The sequence below is a fragment of the Streptomyces sp. NPDC057136 genome (genome assembly GCF_042670885.1).
Lineage (GTDB): Bacteria > Actinomycetota > Actinomycetes > Streptomycetales > Streptomycetaceae > Streptomyces.
The window spans coordinates 96,195-113,690 of record NZ_JBHUUV010000018.1 but is presented as its reverse complement, the minus strand read 5'-3'; the positions used below and the strand labels follow the sequence as shown (position 1 = coordinate 113,690).

Annotated in this window: 16 protein-coding genes; 7 read left to right on the top strand and 9 right to left on the bottom strand. The window is 71.1% G+C overall.

Going from position 1 to position 17,496, the window contains the following annotated elements; genetic code table 11:
- Positions 1 to 28: 28 nt before the first annotated feature.
- Positions 29 to 1,477 carry a Gfo/Idh/MocA family protein gene (locus ACFT7S_RS22050; RefSeq protein ID WP_382734473.1) on the bottom strand — a complete coding sequence of 483 codons (1,449 nt, stop codon included), beginning with the start codon at positions 1,475 to 1,477 and terminating at the stop codon, positions 29 to 31.
- Positions 1,478 to 1,721: 244 nt separating this feature from the next.
- Between ACFT7S_RS22050 and ACFT7S_RS22045 the strand changes: the two genes are divergently transcribed.
- The gene (locus ACFT7S_RS22045) at positions 1,722 to 2,252 is read left to right on the top strand and encodes a hypothetical protein (RefSeq protein WP_382734471.1); all 531 of its coding nucleotides are present in this window, start codon (positions 1,722 to 1,724) and stop codon (positions 2,250 to 2,252) included.
- Positions 2,253 to 2,566: 314 nt separating this feature from the next.
- Here the strand turns inward: ACFT7S_RS22045 and ACFT7S_RS22040 are convergent, their stop codons facing one another.
- From ACFT7S_RS22040 to ACFT7S_RS22030, 3 genes are all read right to left on the bottom strand, one after another.
- Positions 2,567 to 3,469: a glycosyltransferase family 2 protein gene (locus tag ACFT7S_RS22040; protein ID WP_382734469.1), complete on the bottom strand. Its 903-nt coding sequence runs from the start codon at positions 3,467 to 3,469 to the stop codon at positions 2,567 to 2,569.
- Between the two features lie 62 nt (positions 3,470 to 3,531).
- A complete protein-coding gene (locus tag ACFT7S_RS22035) occupies positions 3,532 to 4,113 on the bottom strand; it encodes a GNAT family N-acetyltransferase (RefSeq protein WP_382734467.1) in 582 nt (193 codons plus the stop codon).
- 73 nt (positions 4,114 to 4,186) lie between these two features.
- Positions 4,187 to 5,635: an MFS transporter gene (locus ACFT7S_RS22030; RefSeq protein ID WP_382734465.1), complete on the bottom strand. Its 1,449-nt coding sequence runs from the start codon at positions 5,633 to 5,635 to the stop codon at positions 4,187 to 4,189.
- Between the two features lie 103 nt (positions 5,636 to 5,738).
- Here ACFT7S_RS22030 and ACFT7S_RS22025 point away from each other — a divergent pair, with 103 nt between their 5' ends.
- Entirely contained in the window at positions 5,739 to 6,350 is a 612-nt protein-coding gene (locus ACFT7S_RS22025) for a TetR/AcrR family transcriptional regulator (protein ID WP_382734463.1), read from the top strand.
- Positions 6,351 to 6,413: 63 nt separating this feature from the next.
- Here the strand turns inward: ACFT7S_RS22025 and ACFT7S_RS22020 are convergent, their stop codons facing one another.
- Together ACFT7S_RS22020 and ACFT7S_RS22015 are read right to left on the bottom strand one after the other, a co-directional pair.
- Positions 6,414 to 7,301, bottom strand: coding sequence for a PhzF family phenazine biosynthesis protein (locus ACFT7S_RS22020; protein WP_382734461.1), 888 nt, complete (start codon positions 7,299 to 7,301; stop codon positions 6,414 to 6,416).
- 79 nt (positions 7,302 to 7,380) lie between these two features.
- Entirely contained in the window at positions 7,381 to 8,136 is a 756-nt protein-coding gene (locus ACFT7S_RS22015) for an SDR family oxidoreductase (RefSeq protein WP_382734459.1), read from the bottom strand.
- A gap of 142 nt (positions 8,137 to 8,278) precedes the next feature.
- On the opposite strand from ACFT7S_RS22015, the gene ACFT7S_RS22010 reads away from it, so the two are divergent.
- Positions 8,279 to 9,946, top strand: coding sequence for an alkaline phosphatase D family protein (locus ACFT7S_RS22010; protein WP_382734457.1), 1,668 nt, complete (start codon positions 8,279 to 8,281; stop codon positions 9,944 to 9,946).
- A gap of 48 nt (positions 9,947 to 9,994) precedes the next feature.
- Here the strand turns inward: ACFT7S_RS22010 and ACFT7S_RS22005 are convergent, their stop codons facing one another.
- The gene (locus ACFT7S_RS22005; RefSeq protein WP_382734455.1) at positions 9,995 to 11,020 is read right to left on the bottom strand and encodes a Gfo/Idh/MocA family protein; all 1,026 of its coding nucleotides are present in this window, start codon (positions 11,018 to 11,020) and stop codon (positions 9,995 to 9,997) included.
- 81 nt (positions 11,021 to 11,101) lie between these two features.
- On the opposite strand from ACFT7S_RS22005, the gene ACFT7S_RS22000 reads away from it, so the two are divergent.
- On the top strand, positions 11,102 to 12,418 hold the full coding sequence (locus ACFT7S_RS22000; RefSeq protein ID WP_382734541.1) for a multidrug effflux MFS transporter: 1,317 nt from the start codon (positions 11,102 to 11,104) through the stop codon (positions 12,416 to 12,418).
- Between the two features lie 43 nt (positions 12,419 to 12,461).
- Here the strand turns inward: ACFT7S_RS22000 and ACFT7S_RS21995 are convergent, their stop codons facing one another.
- Positions 12,462 to 13,772: a hypothetical protein gene (locus ACFT7S_RS21995; RefSeq protein ID WP_382734453.1), complete on the bottom strand. Its 1,311-nt coding sequence runs from the start codon at positions 13,770 to 13,772 to the stop codon at positions 12,462 to 12,464.
- Between the two features lie 153 nt (positions 13,773 to 13,925).
- Here ACFT7S_RS21995 and ACFT7S_RS21990 point away from each other — a divergent pair, with 153 nt between their 5' ends.
- Positions 13,926 to 14,924 carry a small ribosomal subunit Rsm22 family protein gene (locus ACFT7S_RS21990; RefSeq protein ID WP_382734451.1) on the top strand — a complete coding sequence of 333 codons (999 nt, stop codon included), beginning with the start codon at positions 13,926 to 13,928 and terminating at the stop codon, positions 14,922 to 14,924.
- On the opposite strand, the gene ddaH is transcribed toward ACFT7S_RS21990, so the two are convergent.
- Positions 14,913 to 15,797 carry a dimethylargininase gene (gene ddaH / locus ACFT7S_RS21985; RefSeq protein ID WP_382734449.1) on the bottom strand — a complete coding sequence of 295 codons (885 nt, stop codon included), beginning with the start codon at positions 15,795 to 15,797 and terminating at the stop codon, positions 14,913 to 14,915. The two genes, ACFT7S_RS21990 and ddaH, sit on opposite strands and share 12 nt — an antisense overlap.
- 111 nt (positions 15,798 to 15,908) lie before the next feature.
- On the opposite strand from ddaH, the gene ACFT7S_RS21980 reads away from it, so the two are divergent.
- Together ACFT7S_RS21980 and ACFT7S_RS21975 are read left to right on the top strand one after the other, a co-directional pair.
- Positions 15,909 to 16,523 (top strand): TetR/AcrR family transcriptional regulator, encoded by a 615-nt coding sequence (locus ACFT7S_RS21980; protein ID WP_382734447.1) that lies wholly within the window; start codon positions 15,909 to 15,911, stop codon positions 16,521 to 16,523.
- Between the two features lie 140 nt (positions 16,524 to 16,663).
- Positions 16,664 to 17,410, top strand: coding sequence for a bifunctional DNA primase/polymerase (locus ACFT7S_RS21975; protein ID WP_382734445.1), 747 nt, complete (start codon positions 16,664 to 16,666; stop codon positions 17,408 to 17,410).
- Positions 17,411 to 17,496: the final 86 nt, after the last annotated feature.

The window sequence follows — 17,496 nt, the reverse complement described above, 5'->3', positions numbered from 1 at the left end:
TCGACGGGGATACCTGGGTGGGATTCCGCTACGCGACAGGGGGCATGTCCGTGTCGCGCGAGTCCAGGCCCGTCCGCAGGTTGACCCAGGAGCCCCGGGTGAAGTCGGGTACGGCGACCGGACGGCCCTTGTCGGCCAGGGACATGACGCTCAGCGGAACGGGCGAGCACCAGACGGCCGAGTCGTACACGTCGATGTCGGGGACCAGTCCGGCCCGCATCAGCTGGATCGTGCGCCACTGGAGGACGTAGTCCATGCCGCCGTGACCGCCGTTGTTCGCGGCGTCGTCACCGATCTTCTTCCACAGCCAGTGGTCGAACTCCTTGCGGTACGTGTCGAAGTCGCGCCAGGCGTGCCCGCCGTGGTCCGGCTCCACGTAGATGCGTCCGCCGGTCGTCGAGGTGCCGGCGTAGTCCTCGAAGATGCCGCGGCTCCCGGCGAGGGTGTTGATCCGGCTGTACGGGCGGGGCGAGCTGACATCGTGCTCGGCCCGGATGGTCCTGCCGTTCGCCGTCTCGATGGCGCAGCTGACCAGGTCGCCGTTGATGTATGTCTCGTTCCAGGACGGGTGGGACTTGGGGACGAAGCGCTCCCGGTAGTCGGCGAGACCCTTCGGCGCGGTCGCGGTGGCCTTCAGTGTGGTCATCCGGTCGCCGCGGTTGATGTCCATGGCCGCCGCGATCGGGGCGAGGCCGTGCATGGCGTAGAAGGACGCGGTGGAGCGGGTGTGCCAGAGCCTGCGCCAGGAGTCGGTGTAGTACGTGTTGGAGAACAGCAGTGCGCGCAGGTCGTGCAGATAGCCGCCGTGGCCGTTGGTGATGTCGCCGAACAGGCCCTCGTGGGCCATCTTCAGCATGGCCAGCTCGTTGCGGCCGTAGTTGCAGTTCTCGGCGAGCATCAGGTTCTTGCGGGTGCGCTCGGAGGTGTCGACGAGGTCCCACAGCTCGTCCAGCTCGGTGGCGATGGGGAGTTCGACGATCACGTGCTTGCCGGCCAGGAGCGCGGCCTTGCCCTGCTGGTAGTGGAACTCCCAGGGCGTCGCGATATAGACGAGGTCGATGTCGTCGCGCTTGAGCATCTCCGTGTACGAGTCGGCGGAGCCGCCGAACTCCGCCGGGCGCGGCTTGCCCTGGGTCACCAGCTGGTCGGCGGTGCGCTTCACGCGGTCGGCGCGGATGTCGCACACCGCCGCCACGGTGCAGCCGGGGACGACGGACCAGCCCGTCGTCATTCCGGAGCCCCGGTTGCCGAGTCCGATCACACCGACGCGGACGGTCGCGTACGGCTCGAACGGCACATTGATCATGGACTTCTGGCCGGCTGCGCGGCGCGGCTCGGCGGATCCCGCCAGGGCGGAGGCGGCCGACGCCGGCGCGGCCGAGGCACTGGTGGCCGAGCCGATCCCGGCGGCGAGTGCCCCCGTGGCCAGCGTTCCTCCCAGGACCAAACGGCGTGAGACTGCGGGTATTTCAGACATGGCGACAATGCTCCTTGTCATGTGACCGGCATCACTGGCGGCAACGACTCTCGCCGGAATGTCAGCCTCATGTCAATAGGTGTTCGCAGTGGCCCTGTTGCGAACAAAACCAAGCATCCGGTGCGGACGGGGCGACGGACGGGGCGGGCGGGCCCCGTACCTCGGAAGACGGCAGCGAGAGTGCACCGAGAGGGGCCCCTCCCACGCTGGGCCGGTGCGGCCCCCCAGCAGGCCCCGGAGTCGGGTGCGTTCCCAGCACTTCCGCACGGCAGACACCTGCGCGCACCTCGTGCCGCGCCGGGGCGGCATACGCAGTCGGGACCATCGCACGGCCCGCTCTCCGCCCACCCGACTGCCCGACCACGGAGCACACACCCAGCAGGCGAAGTACGAGATCGACACCGGCAGCGGCGCGTTCACCAAGACGCGCTACGTCAACCAGAAGCGGTTCGCCAACAACTGGGTCTCGCTCGGCGTCTACAAGATGGCCGGTGTGCCCAGGGTCCGGCTCACCACCCAGACCGCGAACCCGGTCAGCGCCTTCGTCGGGCATGGCGGCTGCGACGATCCCGAGTGGATCAACAAGGTCGTCATCGGCCCGAACGGTGACGGCGACTTCCACAAGGACGACGAAGCCAGCCCCTTCTGCACCTGGTCGTGGCTGGGCGGCGACTGCCTCAGCCGTGAGTCCTTCCACCCCAAGTCGGACGGGACCACCGGGCACGCGGGCGTGATGCAGAACCGGCTCGGCCAGATCGGGTATCAATGGTCGTGACATGACCCCTGGCACCGACAGCGACAAGCGAACTGACGGACACCGAGATCGGCGGCACAGCTCCCAAGTACTGGGCCGTGCACCGGGATACGGATGCGATCCGGGTCGTCGCGCGCTTCGGGGGGGCGGGTCGCTCACCTGCCGGACGTTCACGCTGCCGCTCCCGCTGGGCCCCGCGACAGCCGTACGCACGAGTGACAGGACCGGCGGCTGCCCGGAGGTCACCGCGCACCTGTCGTAGCGCGCCGGGAACACCCCCGGGAGGCCGCGGCTCGCTCGGATCACCGTGGCTTGCTCGGATCACCGGCGTTCGCTCAGATCACCGGGGGGCGGCCCAGCATCGTCATGCGCCACACCGTGCGCCAGCGCATCGGGCTGCGTGGGCCGCACGGGGTCCGTACCCCCTCGGCGAAGCCGCCCGCCCACGCCCGCAGGCCCTTCGGCGAGCGGGTCCGGGCCACGGTGAGGAGGGTCCAGGTGCCCAGGTAGGCGGGGACCAGCGGCAGAGGCAGATTGCGGCGGGCCAGCCAGACACGGTTGCGGGCCGTCATCCGGTAGTAGACCGCGTGCCGGGCCGGGGAGGTCTTCGGGTGCTGGAGGAGCAGGTCGGGTTCGTAGAGGATCTTCCAGCCCGCATCCAGCGCCCGCCAGGACAGATCCGTCTCCTCGTGGGTGAAGAAGAACTCCGCGGGCCAGGTGCCGGTTTCCGCGAGCATCTTCATGGACAGGGCATGGCCGCCACCGAGGAACGCGGTGACCGGGCCGCGCCGCATCGGGTCGGTGGCGCGCAGGCGGGGTACGTGGCGGCGCTGGGTCTCGCCGTGCTCGTCCGCGATACGGAATCCGACGATGCCGAGCCGGGGGTCGGCGGCGTACAGCTCCTGGACCTTGCGGAACACGCCGCTGTCGACGAGCAGCCCGTCGTCGTCCAGCTCGATGACCACGTCCACGTCACCGAGCTCGGCCAGCCGGCTCAGGGCCACGTTGCGGCCGCCGGGGCAGCCCAGATTCTCGTCGAGCTCGATCGTGGTGACACCGCCCGCCAGATCGGACAGGCCGGGGAAGCGGCTGAAGTCCGGCAGGGGTGAGCCGTTGCCCACGACGACGAGCCGGGTGGGCCGGACGTCCTGCATGGCCACGGACGCGAGGAGTGCCTCGACCTGCTGCGGCCGGTCTCCCATGGTCACGATGGATACGCCGATGCGTGGTTCGGGCAAGGGTCGGCACTCCTGGGTTCGGCGGTTCGGCTGCGGTGCGCGTGATCGTAACGTCTCGGGGTTCACCTGTCCGTCGCCGCCCGGTCATCGGAAGGGTGTTCGGCGTTCAGGGCGGCGTACATGAGCATGTCCCGGCGCCGGTCGCCCACCTGCTGCCAGCCCCGCAGCAGGCCCTCGCGCCGGAACCCGGCCTCCACGGCGGTCCGTACCGACGCGGTGTTCCACGGTTCCACGAGGAGCTGCACGCGCGGGATGCGCAGGTCGTGCAGTGCCCAGGTGCTGACCGTACGGAGGGCCGCCCCGGCCACTCCCTGCCCGCGGACCGGGGCCACCAGCCAGTAGCCGACCGAGGCGCGGCCCTCGGACACGTCCCTCAGCCACAGGCCGATCGAACCGACCGGCCGCCGGTCGCGGGTGCGGGCGACGACGAAGGGGTATCCGGCGCCGGTGGCCGCCCGGTCCCACTGCCGGCGGACGAAGGCTTCGGCGGCCTTCTCCGAGTACGGGGACGGAATCGTGGTGATCAGCGGGATGTAGTCGTCCGCCGCGGCCTCCCGCACCAGCGGGAGGTCGCTCAGCTCCCAGGGGCGCAGGACGAAGTCGGGGCCCGCGGTCATGCTCGGAACGGTCAACGGCTGAACCATGTCCGTATCCTGCCGCGACGCGCCCCGCGCCCCGGCCCGGACGCGGGCGCGCCCCGGCTGATAGGCGACCGGCTCACCCGGCCGGGCTCCGTACCTCGCGCCGTCCGAGGAAGACCCAGGCAGCCAGGGCGCCGGCCAGGACGAGGGCGGAGTTCACCAGGACGGCGAGCGAGACACCGGACAGCACCGCGTCCGGTCCCGTGGCCCCTCCCATACGGGCGGTGGCGACGGCGCTCATGACCGGGATGCCCAGGGTGATGCCGACCTGCTGGGTCATGGTCGCCAGCCCGGTGGCGAGGCCCTGCTCGTCGTCGGGGAGGCCCGAGGTGGCGGTGACCATGAAGCCGACGATCATCAGCATGTTGCCGATACCGCCGATGAAGGTGGCGGCCAGCACGAGCTGAATCCAGCCGCCGGAGGTGCCGAGCGCCACCAGGGAGAGGGTGGCGGCGGCCTGGACGATGCCACCGAAGGCGATGGTGCGCCGGGTGCCGAAGCGGCCCACCGCACGGCCGCCGAGGGTGCCGCCGATCACCGTACCGAGGCCCAGGACGCCGAAGGCGAGGCCGGTGGCGAGCGGCGAGTATCCGAGGACCTCCTGGAGGTAGAGGGTGAGGAGGAAGACCAGTGAGGTCTCGGTGACGAAGGCGATCAGACCGGTGGCGTTGCCCCAGATGACGCTGCGGCGCTTCAGGATGTGTACGGGGACGAGGGGCGCCGCCGCCCGCTTCTCGATGAACCAGAAGCCGACGAGGAGCGCGGCGCCCGCGAGCAGGGCGGCGAGAGTGGTGGGTGTGGTCCAGCCGGACTCGCCCGCCTGTGTCAGTCCGTACACGAGGAGCAGGAGTCCGCCGGTGACGGTCGCGGCGCCGGGCACATCGAGCTTCGGGCGGACGGCGGGCCGTGAGTCGGTGATCACGGACGGGGCGAGGGCGACGACGAGCGCGGCGACCGGCACGTTGATGAAGAAGGCCCAGCGCCAGGAGAGCAGATCGGTGAGCAGCCCGCCGAGGATCGCTCCGGCGGTGAATCCGGCGGACATCAGGGCGCCGTTGAGCCCGAGGGCGCGTTCGCGCAGCCGGCCCTCCTTGAAGGCGGTGGTGAGTAGCGCGAGCCCGGCCGGGGTGACGGCCGCGGTGGCGAGGCCCTGCAGCACCCGTGCGGTGAGGAGGACTTCGGGCGAGGTGGCGAGGCCGCCCAGCGCGGAGGAGAGGCCGAGGACGACCATGCCGCCGATGAACAGGCGCTTGCGGCCGACGAGATCGGCGACGCGGCCGAAGAGGAGCGTGAATCCTGCGGCGGCGAGCGCGAAGGAGGTGGCGATCCACTGGAGGTGGGAGAGGGAGAAGCCGAGTCCTTCGCCGACGACCGGGAGCGCGACGTTCAGGATCGAGAAGTCCACGGCGATCATGAACTGGGCGCCGAGGAGAAGGGTGAGGACGAGCTTCTGCCGTCCCGTCATGCGAGGGTCGGTCGCTTGTGGGGCGGGGGGTGCGAGCGGTGCCGTGCTGGATGCGGACATGAGTGCCCTTTCCTGGGGCGGGACGTATTAATGGATCTGTGGTTCCATTAAGATGGCGTCACCGTAGCAGGAATCGATGAGTTAATGGAACAGGAGGCCCGTTATGGATGCTGAGGGTGGGGAGCCGGGAATGGTCCGGCCCGGTGGGCGTACGGCCCGGGTGCGGGACGCGGTCCTGCGGGCGGCGGGCGACGCCCTGGCCGAACACGGCTTCGGCGGGCTCGACCTCGCCGAGGTCGCGCGACGCGCGGAGGTCGGCAAGACGACCGTCTACCGGCGCTGGTCCACCCCGGCCGGTCTGGTCGCCGACCTGCTGGCGGACATGGCCGAACAGTCCGTGCCGCGTACGGACCTCGGATCGCTGGACAAGGACCTCACGGCCAACGCCCGCCTGGTCGTCCGGACGCTCACCGACCCCCGTCAGGGTCCCCTCTTCACGTCCGTGATCGCGGCGGCGACCTGCGACACCCGCACGGCGGAGGCGCTGCACCGCTTCTACGAGGTGCGCGTGAAGGAGTGGGCGGGCTGCGTGGAAGCGGCGGTCGAACGCGGCGAACTGCCCGCCGGTACGGACGCGTGCGAGGTGATCCGGGCCGTCTCGGCGCCGCTCTACTACCGGCTGCTGACCGGCGGGGGCGCACTCGACGAAATCGCCGCAGACCGGGCGGCCGAAGCCGCCGCGGCGGCGGCGAGGGCGGGTGTGTACGTGAGTTGAGGCCCGAAGCGGGCAGGGGTGGGCAGGGACGGGCTCCTGGAGCCGGGGCGATGCGGCGTGCGGTCAGCCGATCCGGGTGCCTGTACCGCTCACCCGGACGCGGCTGTCACCGGGGCGCAGCTCCACGGTGAGGGTGCCGGGGCGGCCCATGTCCTCGCCCTGGTGCAGGGTGAGGACCGCTGCCTCCGGGACGAGCGCCAGGTCGCGTGCGTACGCGCCGAAGGCCGCCGCGGCCGCGCCTGTCGCCGGGTCCTCGACCACCCCGCCGACCGGGAAGGGATCGCGCACATGGAAGACCGTCGGGCCCTCGCGCCACACCAGCTGGACCGTCGTCAGGTCGAGGCGGCGCATGAACGCCTCCAGGCGCGCGAAGTCGTACGCCAGGTCCGCGAGCCGCTCGCGGGTCGCGGCGGCCAGCACCAGGTGGCGGGCGCCCGCGTAGGAGATACGGGGCGGGAGAGCCGGGTCCAGATCGGCGGCCGGCCAGTCCAGCGCCGCCAGGGCCTCCGTCAGATCAGCCGGGGAGACCTCCGTGACCTGCGGCTCGACGCTGGTGAGCGTGGCGCGCAGCTGGTCGCCCTCGCGGGTGACGGTGACCGGGACCGTACCCGCCCGGGTCGAGAACACCAGGTCGCCGGGGCCGTCGCGTTCGGCGAGGGCGATCGCCGTCGCGACGGTGGCGTGACCGCAGAACGGCACCTCGGCCTTCGGGCTGAAGTAGCGGATCGTGTAGGCCCGGTCGGCCGTCTCGGTGAGGAAGGCCGACTCGCTGTAGCCGAGTTCGGCGGCCGCGGCGAGCATCGCCGCGTCGTCAAGGTCCGAGGCGTCCAGGACGACGCCCGCGGGATTGCCGCCTTCCGGGTCGGCCGAGAAAGCGGTGTACCGGAGCATGCCGGAAGCGGAGGAGGCGGAGGAGGCGGAGGAACCGGGGGTACCGGAAGGCTGACTCATGTCGCAGGTCAACCCCGGTCGTGCCGGGGGCATTCCCGGGGCTGAGCCGCGCTCCGTGGCGAGGTCCAGGGAGTGCGGCTCAGCCCCGGCCCACGTACGGCATCGTCGTCGCCAGAAGCGTCGCGAACTGCACATTCGCCTCCAGCGGCAGTTCCGCCATGTGCAGCACCGTCCGTGCCACGTCCGCCGCCGCCATCACCGGCTCCACCGCCAGTTCGCCGTTGGCCTGGAGGATGCCGGTCTGCATCCGCTCCGTCATCTCCGTGGCCGCGTTGCCGATGTCGATCTGCCCGCAGGCGATCCGGTACGGACGCCCGTCCAGGGAGAGCGACTTCGTCAGTCCGGTCATGGCGTGCTTCGTCGCCGTGTACGCGATCGAGTGCGGACGTGGCGCGTGCGCGGAGATCGAACCGTTGTTGATGATCCGGCCGCCCTGCGGGTCCTGCTCCTTCATCTGCCGGTACGCCGCCTGCGCGCACAGGAACGCGCCCGTCAGGTTGACGTCCACCACCGCGCGCCAGTCCTCGTACGCGATGTCCTCGACCGGAACCGAGCGCGGGCCGAACGTGCCCGCGTTGTTGAAGAGCAGGTCCAGCCGGCCGAACCGCTCCCGTACGGCGGCGAAGAGCGCGTTCACCTCGCCCGGATCGGTCACATCGGTGCGTACGCACAGCGCGTCCCCGGCCCCCGCCTCCCGTGCGGTCGTCTCCAGCGTCTCCAGTCGCCGCCCGGCCAGTGCCACCGACCAGCCCGCACCGGCGAGGGTCAGCGCCACGGCCTTTCCGATTCCTGACCCGGCACCCGTTACGACAGCGATTCTCTGCTCAGCGTTCATGGCCCGGCAGCGTACGTGAGGTGTGGGGGCGACCGGCACGCGGTGCTCATCGGGCCGCCATCCGAATGTTGTGCACGCGATAACGGGGGGTCGTCGCCCCGCACTCCAATTCCCCTGACAGCAGCCGTCAGGGGAGGGGCACATGACACCCGCACAGATCGTCGGAACGCCTGCACAGCAGGGCCACTCGACCGAACTCCGCGCCGCCGCCCAGCATCTCGGCGCCGGCCTGGAGCGCCGCCGGTTCCTCACCGTCACCGGTGCGGCAGCCGCGCTGGCCTTCGCCGTGAACCTGCCCACCGCGGGCACCGCGAGCGCCGCCGAGCTCGACGCCCGGAAGATCACCGAGGACCCCTTCACGCTCGGCGTCGGCTCGGGCGACCCCCTGCCCGACTCCGTCCTGCTCTGGACGAGACTCGCCCCGCGCCCCTACGAGCCGGGCAGCGGAATGCCCGAAGCCCGCGTCAGGGTCCGCTGGGAGATCGCCCGCGACGAGCGCTTCAGCCGCGTCGTGCGGCGCGGATCGACCACCGCCCACCCGGAGTTCGCCCACAGCGTCCATGTGGACGTCGGCGGGCTCCACGCCGACCGCGTCTTCTACTACCGCTTCCGCGCCGGCGACTGGATCAGTCCGGCCGGCCGGACCCGTACGGCCCCCGCCCCGGGCGCGGCCAACAGCTCGCTGAGCATCGCCGCCGTCTCCTGCCAGGCGTACCACGACGGCTACTTCACGGCGTACAAGCACCTCGCCGACGAGGACGTCGATGTGGTCTTCCACCTCGGCGACTACCTCTACGAGTACGCCGTGAACGCGACGGGCGGTGCCCGCGCCTACACCGACCGCACGCTCCCCGCCCATTACAACCGCGAGACGGTCAACCTGGAGGACTACCGGCTGCGGTACGCCCTCTACAAGTCCGACCCCGATCTGCGGGCGGCCCACGCCGCTCACCCGTTCGTCGTCACCTGGGACGACCACGAGACGGAGAACAACTACGCGGGCGGGACCCCCGAGAACGACGTACCGCCGGAGGAGTTCCTGCTCCGCAGGGCCGCCGCCTACCGCGCGTACTGGGAGAACCAGCCGCTGCGCACCCCGCAGCGGCCGACCGGCCCCGACATGCGGCTCTACCGCCGGCTGACCTTCGGCAGGCTCGCCCAGTTCGACATCCTCGACACTCGCCAGTACCGCAGCAACCAGGCGCTCGGCGACGGCTGGAAGGTGCCGGGCCCCGAATCCGAGGACCCCGCGCGCACCATGACGGGAGCGGAGCAGGAGCGCTGGCTGATCGATGGCTGGCGCGCCTCGCGGGCCCGGTGGAACGTCGTGCCGCAGCAGGTCGTCTTCGCCCAGCGGCGTGACGTCCCGACCGACGCCTTCAAGCTGTCCATGGACTCGTGGGACGGCTACCCGGCCTCCCGGCAGCGGCTCCTCAACGGCGCGGAGGCCGCCGGGGTCGACAACCTGATGGTGCTGACCGGCGATGTGCACGTCGGCTACGGCCTCGACCTGAAGAAGGACTTCAACGACCCGTCCTCCCGCACCATCGGTACGGAGATCGTCGCCACGTCCATCAGCAGCGGCAAGAACGGCGCCGAGCGGCCCGCGAACTGGAGCAATCTGACGCAGGCCAACCCGCACATGAAGTTCTACAACGGCCGCCGCGGCTACGCCCTCATCACGCTCGGTACGAAGGAGGCGCGCGCCGACTTCCGTACGGTGTCCGCCGTCACGACGCCCGGTGCGCCGGTGACGACGGCGGCCTCGTTCGTGACCGAGGCGGGCAACCCGGGGCTCACGCCCGCGTGACGTCGGGGCCGTAGGCCAAGCCCGCCCGGCAACCGTTTTGTCCTTCGCTCAAGCTGCGGACGGGCTTGAATCTCCTGGCCCGTCGGCCGAGTAGCGGACGCCGATGCGGTCACGTACCGCGTCGAGCGTCCGCATCACCGCGAGCGAGCCGTCCAGCGGTACGAGCGGGGACTCCGTCTCGCCCGCCCGTATCGCGCGCATCACCTCTGCGGCCTCGTACTGCAGTCCCGAAAGGCCCTGCGGACCCGGGCCCGAGTCGAACTCCTCGGGCTCCCGGCCCGGCCGGTGCAGTACGAACCGCTCCGGATAGAAGAAGCCGTGCGGGAAGTCGATCCGCCCGGCCGTCCCGGTGACCGACGCGGTCGTCGGGTGGTCGCCGACGAGCGAGCAGGCGAGCAGCGCGGTGGCACCCGAACCGGACCAGCCCAGCAGCATCCCGGTGTTCAGGTCGGCGCCCTCGGGGGAGAGCAGCGCGTCGGCCTGCACCCGGTCCGGCTCACCGAGCAGCAGGTGGGCGAAAGACACCGGGTAGACGCCGAGGTCCAGCAGGGCGCCGCCGCCCAGGGCCGGATCGAGCAGCCGGTGCCCGGCGTCGAACGCGCCCGCGAAACCGAAGTCCGCCTGGACGGTACGGATGTCGCCGATGGCACCGTCCCGCACGAGCTCCGTCATCCGCCGGATGACGGGGTTGCAGTACGTCCACATCGCTTCCATCAGGAACAGCCCGCGCTCCCGGGCCAGCGCCACGAGCTCCTCGGCCTGCCGGGTGTTGAGCGTGAACGCCTTCTCGCACAGCACATGCTTTCCGGCTTCGAGAGCGAGCCCGGCCGCCTCCCGGTGCGCGGAGTGCGGCGTGGCCACGTACACCACGTCGACCTCGTCGTCGGCGACGAGCTCCGCCCAGCTCCCGTACGCCCGTCCGATCCCGAACCGTTCGGCGAACGCCTTCGCGGAGGCGCCCGTACGGGAGGCCACCGCCACCACCCCGGCGTCCGGCATCCCGAGGAGATCCTCGGTGAACCGCGCGGCTATACCGCCCGTTGCCAGCACGCCCCATCGCACAGTTCTGCTCATGTCCGCCCCCATAAGTAAACGGTTCCGACCATCGTGTTGAGCTGAGAGCATAGATGCGGATTCAACGATGCGGAGATGAGAATGCCGGACAGCGGCGGAAGCCGGGCCCAGAAAGAGCACATACCCACGACAGGGGCCGGCGCCGAACCCGGCACCGCCCCGATCACGTCCACCCCCGCCGCCCGGCGGACCGGACTGCTGGTCACCCTGGTTCTCGGTGGACTGACCGCGCTGCCGCCCCTCTCCATGGACATGTACCTCCCGGCGCTGCCGGAGGTCACCGACGTCCTGCACGCCCCCGCCTCGACCGTCCAGCTCACGCTGACCGCCTGCCTGGCGGGCATGGCGCTCGGGCAGCTCGTCGTCGGACCGATGAGCGACCGGTGGGGCCGGCGCACACCGCTGCTCCTCGGCATGGTCGTCTACGTGATCGCCACCGCGATCTGCGCCTTCGCACCCACCGCCGAACTCCTCATCGGCTTCCGCCTCCTCCAGGGTCTGGCGGGCGCCGCCGGTATCGTGATCTCCCGGGCCGTGGTGCGTGACCTCTACGACGGCGTGGAGATGGCCAAGTTCTTCTCCACTCTGATGCTGATCTCCGGAGTCGCCCCGGTCATCGCCCCGGTGATCGGCGGACAGGTGCTCCGGTTCACCGACTGGCGGGGCATCTTCGTCGTGCTCACCGGCGTCGGCATTGTGCTCACCCTGGTCGTGTGGAGGTGGCTGCACGAGACACTGCCGCCGGAGCGACGCCATACCGGCGGCGTCGGCGAGGCGCTGCGCACCATGCGCGGTCTGCTCGCCGACCGGGTGTTCGCCGGCTACATGATCGCCGGCAGCCTCGCCTTCGCCGCGCTCTTCGCGTACGTGAGTGCCTCGCCGTTCGTCGTGCAGGAGATCTACGGCGCCTCGCCGCAGACCTTCAGCCTGCTCTTCGGCATCAACTCGATCGGCCTGATCACCGTCGGCCAGATCAACGGCAAGGTACTGGTGGGCCGGGTCAGCCTGGACAAGGCGCTCGGCTTCGGGCTCGGCATCATCTCGCTGGCCGCCGTCGCACTCCTGCTGATGACGTCCGGGGTCTTCGGCGACGTCGGTCTGGTGCCGGTGGCGGCCGGGCTCTTCGTGCTGATGTCGGCGATGGGCCTCGCTATGCCCAACACCAACGCCCAGGCCCTGATGCGTACGAAGCACGCGGCCGGTTCGGCCTCGGCGCTCCTCGGCACGTCGTCGTTCCTGATCGGGGCGATCGCCTCGCCGCTCGTCGGTATCGCGGGGGAGCGGACGGCCGTGCCGATGGCCGTGGTGCAGGTGGTCTGCGCGCTGGGGGCGGTGGCGTGCTTCCTGGCGCTGTGCAGGCCGTGGCAGCAGCAGGCCCGTACGGCGGACGGACTCTGACGCGGCGGCGGGCGGACACTGCTTGGCGCCCGCCCCGCCCCGGTCAGCCGCTGCGGGGGTATCCGATCAGATGGAGCCGGTCCCTCCGGTCCATCCAGCGGAACAGGCCGACGCCCGCCGTCTCCATCCCCGGCAGTCGCACATTCGGTGACAGCGGCGAGGTCGCCCCGGTCGTGAACTCCATCTCGACCGGTTCGCCGCCTCCCTCCAGGGCGTCCGTGGCATCGCGTACGTTCATCGCGCCGTAGGCCACACCCCGGTCCGTCACCGAGGCGAGCGTCACCGAGGTCGAGCCGTCCTCGTCCTCCAGACAGAACCCCTTCGCCGCCCCCAGATCGAAGGCGAGGTTCCCGGCAACCAGATAGCCGTCCGACGGCGATACGACCGCCTGCGGATACCGCCCCGGCTCGATCGCCGGCTTGTGGCACTCCACCGAGACCACCGGCTTCCCCGTCGCCGCTTCGTGCACCGCCCACAGCTCATGACTGGCGGCACGCTTCGCGCCCTTGGCCAGCTGCCACTTCGCCAGAATCCACCCCGGCGCCACGGACGTCGGCACCCCGCTCTTCCGGTCGGTGCCCTTGGGCGCCACGTTCCGGCTGAACCAGCCGCCCCGCACCCAGAACTCCCGTGACCCGCTCACCAGCAGCCCCTGTTCGGTCTGGCCGCGCACCTCCGTGAGCTGCTTGCAGGCCGGGCAGCCCTTCGGGTACTTCAGCGCGGCGGCGGCGACCCGGGACACCTCACCGGTGGCAGGGTCGATCACCGCACTGTTCGCGCGCCCGTCGCTGATCAGGATGTCGGGACCGGTGGCCGTGACCTTGGGCGCGCCGCTCCACGGCACCTCGACACGGCGGCGGGTGCCGTCGGCCGCGTCGTACACATCGAGGGAGACGAAGGTGTCCGTCGCGGAGAGGCCGTCGCCGATCTTCCCGTACGCCCAGGTCACGAAGTACTGCCGGTCAGCCGTGGCCACGGAGAGCAGCTTCGGGAAGTGCAGCGGGTCCGGCGGGCGCCAGGCCGTGCCGCTCCACGCCAGCTTCCCTGACCCCGCGTCGATGGTCCGCAGCCGGTAGCGGTTCCCGGAGGCCGTCACCAGGAAGGCCAGCCGGCCCGTCGAGCGGGAGAGCGCGTACTCGGGCGCCGCCCCGATGATCTCCCAGCCGTGCGACGTCGTGTACTCCGGGGGGACGGTGAGCTGCGTCGAAGGACCGGCGCTCTTCTTCGTCGGTTTCTTGGGTTTCTTGTCGCTCTCGTCGCTGCCGCCGTCACCCCCGCAGGTCGCCAGCAGGAGCAGCAGGGCCAGGACCAGCACCCCCCCGGCCAGAGCCAGGCGCACGATCCTCTGTCTCATGGTCCCCCCGATGAGCAATCCCCGAACCTCGCGGCGGTCAGCGTAGCAACAGCCTGCAGGGGAAAAGCAGTTCGGTTCCGTCGCCGTTCCGTCCCGGTTCCGTACCGACGGACGGACTGCGACCGGCCGGCTGCCTGCGCCTACAATTCGGCGGTGAACGCCTCCACCCCCACCGCGGAATCCCTGCGCACGGCCCTGGCCGCGCTGCTCGACGGGCTGCCGCCCAAGCAGGCCACCCAGGCCGTCGACCGGCTGATCGCCAGCTACCGGGGGACCACCCCCACGGACGCCCCGGTCCTGCGCAACCGGTCCGATGTCGTCGCGTACGCCGCGTACCGGATGCCCGCGACCTTCGAAGCGGTACGGTCCGCGCTCGCCGCGCTGCGCGAGGCCGCCCCGCACTGGGCGCCCGCCACACACACCGACGTCGGGGGCGGCACGGGTGCGGCGAGCTGGGCGGTCGCCGGAGCCTGGCAGGGGGCGGCGACCACGGTCCTGGACTGGGCCGAGCCCGCGCTCGTCCTGGGCCGTGAACTGGCCGCCGCATCGGACCTCCCCGGGCTGCGCGGCGCCCAGTGGCAGCAGGCCAGGATCGGCGCCGCACTGGAACTCGCGCCGACGGACCTGGTGACCGTCTCGTACGTACTCAAGGAGCTCACCCCGCAGGCCAGGGCCGAGCTGGTCGACGCCGCCGCGGGCGCCGCGCAGGCCGTGGTGATCGTCGAGCCCGGGACCCCCGACGGATACGAGCGCGTCATCGAGGCCCGCACCCGGCTGATCGCCGCCGGGTTCACCGTCGCGGCGCCCTGCCCGCACGACGACGCGTGCCCCATCGAACCGGGCACCGACTGGTGCCACTTCTCCGCCCGGGTCAGCCGCTCCTCGCTGCACCGGCAGGTGAAGGGCGGCTCCCTGAGCCACGAGGACGAGAAGTTCAGTTACGTCGTGGCGACCCGTTTCCCCGTGACGCCGGCCGCCTCCCGGGTCACCCGCAGGCCGCAGATCCGCAAGGGGCAGGTGCTTCTCGAACTCTGCACCCGCGACGAGGCCCTTCAGCGCTCCACGGTCACCAAGCGGCACGGCGAGCTGTACCGGGCGGCCAGGGACACCGCATGGGGTGACGCCTGGCCGCCCGACACCTCACAGGCGTAGCTCCTGGGTGCAGCACTTCACGCTGCCGCCGCCTTTCAGCAGCTCGCCCAGATCCATCGGCACCGGATCGAAGCCGCGGTCCCGCAGCGGGTCGAAGAGCCCCGTGGCGGCCTGCGGCAGCAGTACGTGGAGCCCGTCGCTGACCGCGTTGAGCCCGAGCGCCGCGGCGTCCGGCTCCTGGGCGATCAGCGCGTCCGGGAAGAGCCGGGCCAGCACGGACCGGCTGCCCGGCGAGAAGGCGCCCGGGTAGTACATGATCTCGTCGCCCGCCTCGTCGAGGACGCACAGGGCCGTGTCCAGGTGGTAGTAGCGCGGGTCCACCAGATCGAGCCCGATGACCGGGCGCCCGAAGAACTCCTGCGCCTCGTCGTGCGAGAGCGGACTGGAGCGGAACCCGCGGCCCGCCAGGAGGTACGAGGAGGTGACCGCGAAATCCCCCTCGCCCTCGTTGACGTGATCCGGCTCCCGGATCTCCGTGAAGCCGGATCCCCGGAACCAGTCCAGGTGGGCCGCCGCCTCCGCGTACCGCTCCTGGTAGGCGAACAGGGCGCCCAGCACGCGGCCGTCGATCACGGTGGCCCCGTTGGCGGCGAAGACCATGTCCGGCAGGTCGGACCGGGGCGTGAGAAGGTCGACGGTGTGCCCGAGCGTGCGGTAGCGGTCGCGCAGGTCCTCCCACTGGGTACGGGCCAGCTGCAGGTCGACCGGTTTCGAGGGGTCCATCCACGGGTTGATGGAGTACGTGACCCTGAAGTGGTCGGGGGCGCACATCAGATAGCGACGGGGGGTGGCGTCACGAGTCAATGCGGGCTCCTCTCGAACGGCAGCCTCGGCTGCGGAACGGTGGGACGCACGATCAGTGCGTGAGCTCATGGTGCGCCGTGCCGGGCCGATCCGCAGTGGACCGATCGGGTGGTTCGCGTGGGGGCCATCCGACGAACCGAGACGAGACGTATCGGCTGGCTTCGCGCTAGATTGGCGGACATGGCACCCACCAAGGCACCAGACTCCAGCCGCCGCAGCGACCGCTCCCGCCGCGCCATCCACGACGCCGCTCTCGCCCTGGTCGTGGAGGTCGGCTACGGGAAGACGACGATCGAGGGGATCGCCGCACGGGCCGGGGTCGGCAAGCAGACGATCTACCGCTGGTGGCCGTCGAAGGCGGCCGTGCTGCTGGAGGCGTTCACCGACCTCGGGGACCGGGCGGCCGAGGCTGCCGGGGAGGTGCACGGGCTGCCGGACACCGGGGATCTCGCGGCCGACCTCAAGCGCGTCCTGCGGGCCACCGTCGACGAGCTGAACGACCCGGCGATCGAGGCGCCGACCCGCGCGCTCACCGCCGAAGGGATCGTCGATCCGAAGCTGGGCGCCGAATTCACCGAAAAACTGCTCGACCCCCAGCTCCAGTTCTATGTCACACGGCTGCGCGCCGCCCAGGAGGCCGGACAGCTGCGCGCCGATATCGACCCCCGCATCGCCCTGGAGCTGCTGATCGCCCCTCTGACCCACCGCTGGCTGCTCCGGACCCTCCCGCTGACGCACGCGTACGCCGACGCGGTGGTCGACTACGCCCTCCGAGGCCTCTCGGCGGACGACTGAGTTATACCCGGTATGTCATGACATCGGGCGTGATCGTGCTCACCTCGGTGCGTCTCCCCCCGTACCTGCTTGAGAACTCTGGCCACCCGAGGCGCAGGATGGTGGGACGATGGAGAGGCAACGCTGAGGTGAGGGGATAGATGGGCGCCGATTCCGGCCGTTATCGCGGCACAGAGAACAGGATTTCCCAGTGGCTGCGGCGACGACCCAAACCGCAGCAGGCCGAAGCCGATGAGACGGCCCGCCTGGAGCTGCTGCTGGCCGTCGCCGACGCGGGCATGCCGATCTCGCCCGCCGCGCATCCGAACGGCTACCGATGTTCGTGCGAACGCGTCGGATGTCCCACCCCCGCGCGCCACCCCGTCTCGTTCGCCTGGCAGACGCAGTCGACGACCGACCGCGCGCAGATCGAGCGCTGGGCCGAAGGCCAGCCGCTGGCCAACTTCATCACCGCGACGGGCATGATCCACGACGTGCTGGACGTCCCGCTGACCGCCGGCGCGGGAGCCCTGGAACGGCTCATCGCCGCAGGTATCGACGTCGGCCCCGTGGCCCAGTCCGGCCAGGACCGGATGCTCTTCTTCACCGCCACCCGCGGCACGCCCGAGGACGAGGACGAGTGGTGGCCCTGCGAGCTGGACTGCCACCCCGAGACCATGGACGAGCACCCGGGGCTGCGCTGGCACTGCCGCGGCAGCTATGTCCTCCTGCCGCCCGCGCGGCTTCCCGGTGAGCTGAACGTGCACTGGCTCCGGGGGCCCGAGCACCCGCTGCCCGATCCGCTGACCCTGCTGGAGACGCTCACCGACGCGTGTGCTCAGTATGCGGATTCTGCGGAGCAGAGCGATCTGGACCACGATTCGGTGGCGTGGCCGCTGAGCCGCTGAGCCGCTGAGCCGCTGAGTGGCCGGCCGGCCGGCCGGGGTGGTGGTGACCGGGTGCGTCCGGTTGCCGCTTTGTCCTCGATCTCCCC

What these genes read in the sequence shown, in the direction of transcription:
- ACFT7S_RS22050 (WP_382734473.1), bottom strand. Translation starts at nt 1,477, where the DNA reads ATGTCTGAAATACCCGCAGTCTCACGCCGTTTGGTCCTGGGAGGAACG.
- ACFT7S_RS22035 (WP_382734467.1), bottom strand. Translation starts at nt 4,113, where the DNA reads ATGGTTCAGCCGTTGACCGTTCCGAGCATGACCGCGGGCCCCGACTTC.
- ACFT7S_RS22030 (WP_382734465.1), bottom strand. Translation starts at nt 5,635, where the DNA reads ATGTCCGCATCCAGCACGGCACCGCTCGCACCCCCCGCCCCACAAGCG.
- ACFT7S_RS22025 (WP_382734463.1), top strand. Translation starts at nt 5,739, where the DNA reads ATGGATGCTGAGGGTGGGGAGCCGGGAATGGTCCGGCCCGGTGGGCGT.
- ACFT7S_RS22020 (WP_382734461.1), bottom strand. Translation starts at nt 7,301, where the DNA reads ATGAGTCAGCCTTCCGGTACCCCCGGTTCCTCCGCCTCCTCCGCCTCC.
- ACFT7S_RS22015 (WP_382734459.1), bottom strand. Translation starts at nt 8,136, where the DNA reads ATGAACGCTGAGCAGAGAATCGCTGTCGTAACGGGTGCCGGGTCAGGA.
- ACFT7S_RS22010 (WP_382734457.1), top strand. Translation starts at nt 8,279, where the DNA reads ATGACACCCGCACAGATCGTCGGAACGCCTGCACAGCAGGGCCACTCG.
- ACFT7S_RS22005 (WP_382734455.1), bottom strand. Translation starts at nt 11,020, where the DNA reads ATGAGCAGAACTGTGCGATGGGGCGTGCTGGCAACGGGCGGTATAGCC.
- ACFT7S_RS22000 (WP_382734541.1), top strand. Translation starts at nt 11,102, where the DNA reads ATGCCGGACAGCGGCGGAAGCCGGGCCCAGAAAGAGCACATACCCACG.
- ACFT7S_RS21995 (WP_382734453.1), bottom strand. Translation starts at nt 13,772, where the DNA reads ATGAGACAGAGGATCGTGCGCCTGGCTCTGGCCGGGGGGGTGCTGGTC.
- ddaH (WP_382734449.1), bottom strand. Translation starts at nt 15,797, where the DNA reads ATGAGCTCACGCACTGATCGTGCGTCCCACCGTTCCGCAGCCGAGGCT.
- ACFT7S_RS21980 (WP_382734447.1), top strand. Translation starts at nt 15,909, where the DNA reads ATGGCACCCACCAAGGCACCAGACTCCAGCCGCCGCAGCGACCGCTCC.
- ACFT7S_RS21975 (WP_382734445.1), top strand. Translation starts at nt 16,664, where the DNA reads ATGGGCGCCGATTCCGGCCGTTATCGCGGCACAGAGAACAGGATTTCC.